Here is a 7790-nt window from a genome sequence, read left to right as displayed (position 1 = left end):
CCCGTTGCCGCCGTTGCCGCCGTTGCCGGATTCGGTACCGCCGTTGCCGCCCGTTCCACCGCGACCGCCCGCGCCTCCGGCGACGCCTGTTGCGCCTTCGCCGCCTCCGCCGCCGTTGCCGCCGGTGCCGCCGGCGCCTGTGCGCCCGCCGTTGCCTCCTTGGCCGCCGTTGCCTCCGTCGGTCCCCTTGCCGTCTGAGGCGGTTACTCCGGAAGCTCCAAAGCCGCCGTTCCCGCCACGACCGGCTGAGTCTGAAGCGGCATCGCCACCATTGCCTCCATCACCGCCCCGGCCAGATGCACCGTATGCACCACTGGCTCCGGTGGGGCTGGAGTATGCAGCACCACCCAGCCCGCCTCTGCCGATGGAGCCTGCTTTGCCGCCATCGCCTCCGAAGCCACCGTCGGCATGTTGTTCGGTGCCGGTGGCGCCGGCGCCGCCGGCGCCCCCGGCACCGCTGTTGCCGCCGGTCCCGCCGTTACCGTTGGTGCCCGCCGCTGCGAAAATCCCACCTTGACCCGCGAGGCCGCCGTTGCCCCCGTAGCCACCGTCGCCACCGAACCCGCCGTCGCCACCGCGCCCGGTCCCGGCGCCGGCAAAGCTGCCCGCCGCCCCGGTCCCGCCTACAGCCCCGCTACCGCCGCGGCCGCCATCACCGGCATTGCCGCCGCTCCCGAAGAATGTTCCGCCGAAACCGCCGTCGCCACCGGACCCACCGGCCCCTCCGTTGCCGCCCTTAACGCCGGCGCCATTGAGGTCGACGCCCTGACTGCTGAATCCCGCCCCGCCAGTGCCGCCAGTGCCGCCGGTGCCACCGGCACCGAAGAAGAGTCCGCCGCCACCGCCGGCACCGCCGGCACCACCTGTGCCGCCGTCGACGTGCAGCGCGGTTCCGTCCCCGCCCGCTCCGCCGTTTCCGCCGTTGCCGCCGTTGCCGAAGAAGATGCCACCGGTACCACCATCGCCGCCGGCTCCACCGCTTCCGCCGAACAGCCCGTCGCCGCCGTTGGTGCCGTTGCCGCCGTTTCCGAACAGGAATGCGGCGTTGCCGCCGACGCCGGGGGCCCCGTCGATCGGAGCAGAGCTGTCGGCGGCAAAGGTGGTGACCGGCGCATCGGAGACGGTTGCGGCCGCAGAGCCGGCGTTGCCTCCGTTGCCGAAGAACCATCCGGCGTTGCCGCCGCTGCCGTTGTAGCCGTAGCCGTTGCCGCCGTCGCCCAACAACCATCCGGCGTTGCTGCCATCAGGGTTTTCGGCTGTTCCGTCAGCGCCGTTGCCGATCAGATACTGCCCCGATACGGAGTTGACGAAACTGGCGAACACCTGGCCGTCGGAGCTGTCGATCCAGGTGGCGATGGATGTGTGCAGCGGGGTGTAGACGAACTCGTTGAAAACGATCGCACCGAAGCTCGGGTCGTCCAGATTCACCAGCAGGGCATCCCAGTTTTCTTGCAGGACCAGGGCATCCCATGCCGTGCCGAGCTCCTCGGGGTCGGCCCACGTCGAGGACTCGAACAATGACGCGACCGTATCGACGATCACGTCACCAACGTCGGCCTGCGCAACCGGAACCGTGCTCAGCGGTGTCACCCCGAAAGCCAGGAAGGCGCTGAGGGCGCCGCCCGCCCCAGCTGCGCGACGCTGCATCCGACTCGACGAACGACGTTGTTCGGCAGTACGGCGATCGGTCATGCACAAGCTCCTTAACTCCGGGGAACGATCTCTGGTGGGTACGCCTGACTGCTCAGGCAAAGAAAAAATTGGGAAGATCCCAAAACAGATGTACAACTTAGCTTAAGAATAGCTGATGATTCCGCGATGGACAAATTTTGTCCGGAACTTCGAACCTCTGTCTATGTGTTCCTGGGCGTGCAAGGCGGCGGCTGGCGGTGTCAGGCCGGGCGAGTCTGCCGCTATCGGCGCGGGGACAACGCTTCGTTGGCAGGCTTGGTCAACTTCGGCCCTCCAGCGACGCGGCTGGTGTCAGGATGGGTGGTGTTGATGCCCCTGCATGAGTGCAATGCCATGACGATGCGGGTGGCTAGAGCGGTTAGCGTTGATGGTCGGTGCCGCAGCTCCTGCATCGCTCCCGTTTAGGGCGGCGCAATTAGGTTCAGGGGAAAGCCCTTGACGTGGCGTACGTCGTCAGGGTGCGTTCCATCGTCGTGTCGGTTCACGCGGCCCTGGACGTCGCCGTTAGGTGCGCAACGTCGCAGATTGGGTGACTGCCACCCTGTGCTATCGGCCACATCGGTGCCAGACTGATTCTCTGGTCCCTGCATGGATTGGTGCGGCGTCATGGGCAAAGGGTTGATTGCAGCCGTGTTCCTCGCGGTGCTCTCGTGCGTGGTTGCCGGGGCGCCCGCCGGATCGGCCGACCCGACCGACGAGGACCAGTTCTTCTTCGACGAACTGGGGCGCCAGGGGCTGCATCCCGACTACGACCGGCAGATCTGCGGCCCGGTGTGCGAGCCGCTGCGCAACGTGCTGGTGCGGGAGGCCCACGATATCTGCGCGGGGCTCAGCGACGCGCCCAAGCTGGTACCGGTGTCGGTCATCGCGCACCTGAAAATGTCGCCGGGCTCGGCGCATCTGGTCATCAACGCGGCTCGGCAGGCGTACTGCCCGCAGTCGCCGGACCCGTACACGGCACCGGCGTGATCCCCGGCTAGGGTGCGGCTGCCACGGGGATGTGAGCTTCGCCCAGGGGTTCGCCGTTGCGGGCCCGGCGTGTGTAGATCACCACGGCGGCCGCCGACACCGCCCAGATCACGTACTGCACGGTCCAGGCCATCCGGAACGCCGTGAAGGAATAGCCGCCCGCCATCGCGATCACCAGGCCCATCGCCTGCATGACCAGCAGTGTCGCGATGAAGCCGCCGGTGTTGACCATGCCCTGGGCGGTGCCCATGGCGGCCGGTGGGTTGTAGGTGCGGGCGAAGTCGAATGCCAGCATCGACACCGGTTGGCCGGCCGAGATGACCAGGATCAGCACCACCAGCAGCCAGTGCGGCGCGGGGTGCGGCAGTGCCAGCACCACCGTCCAGATCAATGCGGTCAAGGCGATCATCGTCAGCGCCACGCTCGACCGACGGTCGGGCCGGCGCGCCGACATGGTCCCCACCAACAGGCCGACCACCACGAACGCCGCCACCGACAGCGTCAGCGCCGCGCCCGCCACATCGCGCGAGAGGCCCTGCGCGGTGGTCAGGTAGGGCACGCCCCACATCAGAGCGAACACGCCGGGCGAGGACGAGTTGCCCATGTGGGTGAACAGGCCCAACTTGGTTCCCGGCCGCGACCAGACCGTCTTGACGTCGCTGAACGCCGACCGCAGCGGTCGCGCCTGCACGGCGGGCGGGGCCCCAGGCGGGGCGTCGCGGGCGACGGCGAGCGTCAGGGCCACGGCGAACAGGCCCAGGCCGGCCGCCGAGAGGTAGGCGGCGGTCCAGCCCCCGTGCAGCAGGATCGCCAGGAACGGCACCGCCGACAGGAACTGGCCGAACTGACCGCATATGCCGGTCAACTGGGTCAGCATCGGAACCCGCTCCGCTGCGAACCAGTTGGGCAGCAGCCGGATGACCGAGATGAAGATGAACGAGTCGCCCAGCCCCACGACCCCGTATGCGCCGACCGCGACGGGCAGCGAATGGGTGAGCGACAAGGTGACCTGGGCGGCGGAGAGCACGGCCACGCCCGTGGCGATCATGGCCCGGGCGCCGAAGCGGTCGAGCAGTACGCCGGCCGGAATCTGCATGGCGGCGTAGACGATGAGCTGCACGATCACGAACGACGACAACGTGGACGGCCCGGCGTGGAACCGTTCGGCGGCGTCAAGGCCCGATACCCCGAAGGTGGTGCGGTCCAGCACGGCCACCAGATAGGACAGCAGGCCGGTGCCCCACACGATCCAGGGACGCAATCTGGGCCTGCCTTGTCTGTTAGGTGCGCGGACTCCGCAATGGTCGCACACGGTTTGGGCGCCGAAGCCGTCGGCGGAGTTCGGCCGGCGACGGGCATCGGCAAGAACCGGTTCGGGGCGCCGGGGGTCACCGGCGGCGCGACGCCGGCCGTCCAGCAAACTGGCCCCGCCCGCCGCCGCGGGGGGACCGGGATTGCCGCGCCGTTTGGGGGCCTGAGCTGCAGCCGAGCCCGAACCCGGTTGGCCTCGCTGATTCAAACATAACGATTAGATAACAATGCAGCCTTGATCAGCGCCGTTGTGGCTACTCGACCGTAACCCCACACATGCAGGACGTTTGTTCCGGAACGTTCCGGCCGTCACAGCAACCCGTGATATCCGGGGCCGGGTTACCCGAGCGTAGAACTCGCCAGTAACCAATTTGCTGCGGAAACGGCACAGGTTCTTATGACACTCTTACAGCTGAGCGCGGCCGCGAACATGCAAGAGCCCGCGAATTGGGCCGGCTATCCCGGCGGGCGTCGACGACGACGCGACGTTAACCAGGGCAGGGGAGATATATAACGTGACGATCCACGAACACGACCGGGTGTCCGCCGACGGATCAGGCTCTGGGCGGTTCCCCAGCGCCTCGTCCGCTCTGGTGGACCGGCTGACGGCCGGCGAGCCGTACGCGGTCGCTTTCGGTGGGCAGGGCAGCGCCTGGCTGGAGTCGCTCGAAGAGCTGGTGTCCTCCGCCGGGATCGAGACGGAGCTGGCCACCCTGGCCGGCGAGGCCGACCTGCTGCTCGAGCCGATCGCCAACGAACTTGTGGTGGTCCGGCCCATCGGCTTCGAACCGCTGCAGTGGGTACGGGCGCTGGCCGCCGAGGACCCGATCCCGTCGGCCAAGCAGCTGACCTCGGCTGCGGTGTCGGTGCCGGGCGTCCTGCTGACCCAGATCGCCGCCATGCGCGCGCTGGAGCGCCAGGGGCTGGACCTGGCGGCAACCCCGCCGGTGGCCGCGGCCGGGCACTCGCAGGGCATCCTCGCCGTCGAGTCGCTGAAGGCCGGCGGCGCCAACGACGTGCAGCTGCTGGCGATCGCCCAACTGGTGGGCGCCGCCGGAACCCTGGTGGCCCGGCGTCGGGGCATCTCGGTGCTGGGCGACCGTCCGCCGATGGTGTCGATCACCAACGTCGACCCCGAGCGCATCAGCGACCTGCTCGACGAGTTCGCCCAGGACGTGCGCACCGTGCTTCCGCCGGTGCTGTCCATCCGCAACGGCCGGCGCGCGGTGGTCATCACCGGAACTCCCGAACAGCTCTCCCGCTTCGAGCTGTACTGCGAGCAGATCGCCGACAAGGAGGCCGCCGAGCGCAAGAACAAACTGCGCGGCGGCGCGGTCTTCGCACCGGTGTTCGAGCCGGTGCAGGTCGAAGTCGGATTCCACTCGCCGCGGCTGTCCGACGGCGTCGAGATCGTCGGTCAGTGGGCCGCCAGGGTGGGCCTCGATGTCGAGCTGACCCGTCAGATGGCCAGTTCGATCCTGGTCGGACAGGTCGACTGGGTCGATGAGGTCACCGCGCTGCACGAGGCAGGCGCCCGTTGGATCCTGGATCTGGGACCCGGCGACATCCTGACCCGGCTGACCGCACCGGTGATCCGCGGCCTGGGCATCGGAATCGTGCCGGTGGCCACCCGCGGGGGACAGCGCAACCTGTTCACCATCGGCGCCGTGCCCGAGGTCGCCCGGCCCTGGACCAGTTACGCACCCACCGTGGTCGCGCTTCCCGACGGCCGGATCAAGCTCGAGACCAAGTTCACCCGGCTCACCGGCCGCTCGCCGATCCTGCTGGCCGGCATGACGCCGACCACCGTCGACGCCAAGATCGTCGCCGCGGCCGCCAACGCCGGGCACTGGGCGGAGTTGGCCGGCGGCGGCCAGGTCACCGAAGAGATCTTCGACGACCGCGTTGCGCAGCTGACCGAGCTGCTCGAGCCGGGCCGCACCGTGCAGTTCAACTCGCTGTTCCTAGACCCCTACCTGTGGAAGCTGCAGGTCGGCGGCAAGCGGCTGGTGCAGAAGGCGCGTCAGTCCGGCGCCCCCTTCGACGGCCTGGTGATCAGTGCCGGCATCCCCGAACTGGAAGAGGCCGTCGAGCTGATCGCCGAGCTCAACGACGCCGGCATCAGCCATGTCGTGTTCAAGCCCGGCACCGTCGAACAGATCCGGTCGGTGATTCGCATCGCCGCCGAGGCGCCCACCGCGCCGGTGATCGTGCACGTCGAGGGCGGACGCGCCGGCGGTCACCACTCCTGGGAAGACCTCGACGACCTGCTGTTGGCGACCTACTCCGAGTTGCGTTCGCAGCCCAACATCACGCTGTGCGTCGGCGGCGGGATCGGCACCCCCGAGCAGGCCGCCGAGTACCTGTCCGGCCGGTGGTCGCAGCAGCACGGCTTCCCGCTGATGCCCGTCGACGGCATCCTGGTGGGCACCGCGGCGATGGCCACCAAGGAGGCCACCACCTCGCCGGTGGTCAAGCAGATGCTCGTCGACACCAAGGGCACCGACCAGTGGATCGGCGCCGGCAAAGCCCAGGGCGGCATGGCTTCTTCGCGAAGCCAGCTCGGTGCCGACATTCACGAGATCGACAACGTCGCCTCGCGGTGCGGCCGGCTGCTCGACGAAGTCGCCGGTGACGGCGAGGCCGTCGCCGAGCGCCGCGACGAGATCATCGCCGCGATGGCCGACACCGCCAAGCCGTACTTCGGCGATGTCGCCGAGATGACCTACGCGCAATGGCTGCGCCGGTACGTGGAGTTGGCGATCGGCGCAGGCGACTCCACCGCCGACACCGCCTCGCCGGACAGCCCGTGGCTGGCCGACACCTGGCGCGAGCGGTTCGGCTCGATGTTGCAGCGCGCCGAAGCGCGGCTGCACGAGCTGGAGTCCGGGCCGATCGAGACCCTGTTCACCGACACCCCGCAGGGACAGGCGATCCTGGACCGCCCGGCCGAGGCCATCGAGGCGCTGGTGGCCCGCTACCCCGACGCCGAGACGGTCCGGCTGCACCCGGCCGACGCGCCGTTCTTCACCCAGCTGTGCAAGACGCCGGGCAAGCCGGTCAACTTCGTGCCGGTGATCGACAAGGACGTGCGCCGCTGGTGGCGCAGCGACTCGCTGTGGCAGGCGCACGACGCCCGCTACACCGCCGAGCAGGTCTGCATCATTCCGGGTATCTCCGCCGTCGCCGGGATCACCCGGATCGACGAGCCGGTCGGCGAACTGCTGGACCGCTTCGAGCAGGCCGCGGTCGACCAGGTGCTGGCCACCGGCGCGGAGCCGACGCCGGTCAGCGCGCGCCGCCGCGGACGCACCGATGTCACCGGTGCGCTGGCCGTCGTGCTCGACGCTCCCGACGTGCTGTGGGCGGGACGCACCGCCATCAACCCGGTGCACCGGATCGCCGACCCCCACGAGTGGCAGGTGCACGAGAACCGCACCGCCACCCACCCGTCCACCGGGGCGCGTCTGGAGGCCGTCTCGGAGTCCACCGTGGTACTGCAGGTGCCGCTGTCGGGTGTGTGGATCAGCATCCGCTTCACCGTGCCGGCCACCGTCGTCGACGGCGCGGCCCCGCTGGTGTCCACCGAAGACGCCGCCACCGCGATGCGTTCGGTGCTGGCCATCGCGGCCGGTGTCGAGGGCCCGGAGTCCCTGCCCCCGGTGCATGAGGGCACGGCCACCGTCACCGTGGCGTGGGACCCCGAGCAGGTCGCCGACCACACCGGGGTGACCGCGACCTTCGGGGCGCCGCTGGCGCCGGGGCTGTCCACCGTGCCCGACGCGCTCGTCGGCCGGTGCTGGCCCTGTCTCTTATAC

Annotated in this window: 3 protein-coding genes and 1 pseudogene; 2 read left to right on the top strand and 2 right to left on the bottom strand. The window is 69.4% G+C overall.

The window, feature by feature from the left end:
• Positions 1–1692: pseudogene (locus LI92_RS23885) on the bottom strand (PGRS repeat-containing protein); the annotation flags it as partial.
• A gap of 606 nt (positions 1693–2298) precedes the next feature.
• Between LI92_RS23885 and LI92_RS18285 the strand changes: the two are divergent.
• On the top strand, positions 2299–2661 hold the full coding sequence (locus LI92_RS18285) for a DUF732 domain-containing protein (protein ID WP_046321436.1): 363 nt from the start codon (positions 2299–2301) through the stop codon (positions 2659–2661).
• A gap of 7 nt (positions 2662–2668) precedes the next feature.
• Here LI92_RS18285 and LI92_RS18280 read toward each other — a convergent pair whose 3' ends face one another.
• Positions 2669–3922 carry an MFS transporter gene (locus tag LI92_RS18280; RefSeq protein ID WP_046321434.1) on the bottom strand — a complete coding sequence of 418 codons (1254 nt, stop codon included), beginning with the start codon at positions 3920–3922 and terminating at the stop codon, positions 2669–2671.
• A gap of 565 nt (positions 3923–4487) precedes the next feature.
• Between LI92_RS18280 and LI92_RS18275 the strand changes: the two genes are divergently transcribed.
• On the top strand, positions 4488–7790 hold a 3303-nt coding region (locus LI92_RS18275; protein ID WP_046321431.1), incomplete at its 3' end, for a fatty acid synthase subunit beta domain-containing protein.

It is taken from the genome of Mycobacterium sp. UM_Kg1 (assembly GCF_000972925.1).
Classification (GTDB): Bacteria; Actinomycetota; Actinomycetes; order Mycobacteriales; family Mycobacteriaceae; genus Mycobacterium; species Mycobacterium hiberniae.
The sequence above is the reverse complement of the archived record's forward strand: the minus strand, read 5'-3'. Positions and strand labels throughout refer to the sequence as shown.

Excerpts from the sequence above, each read along its gene's own strand:
- LI92_RS18285 (WP_046321436.1), top strand. The coding sequence starts at position 2,299 with ATGGGCAAAGGGTTGATTGCAGCCGTGTTCCTCGCGGTGCTCTCGTGC.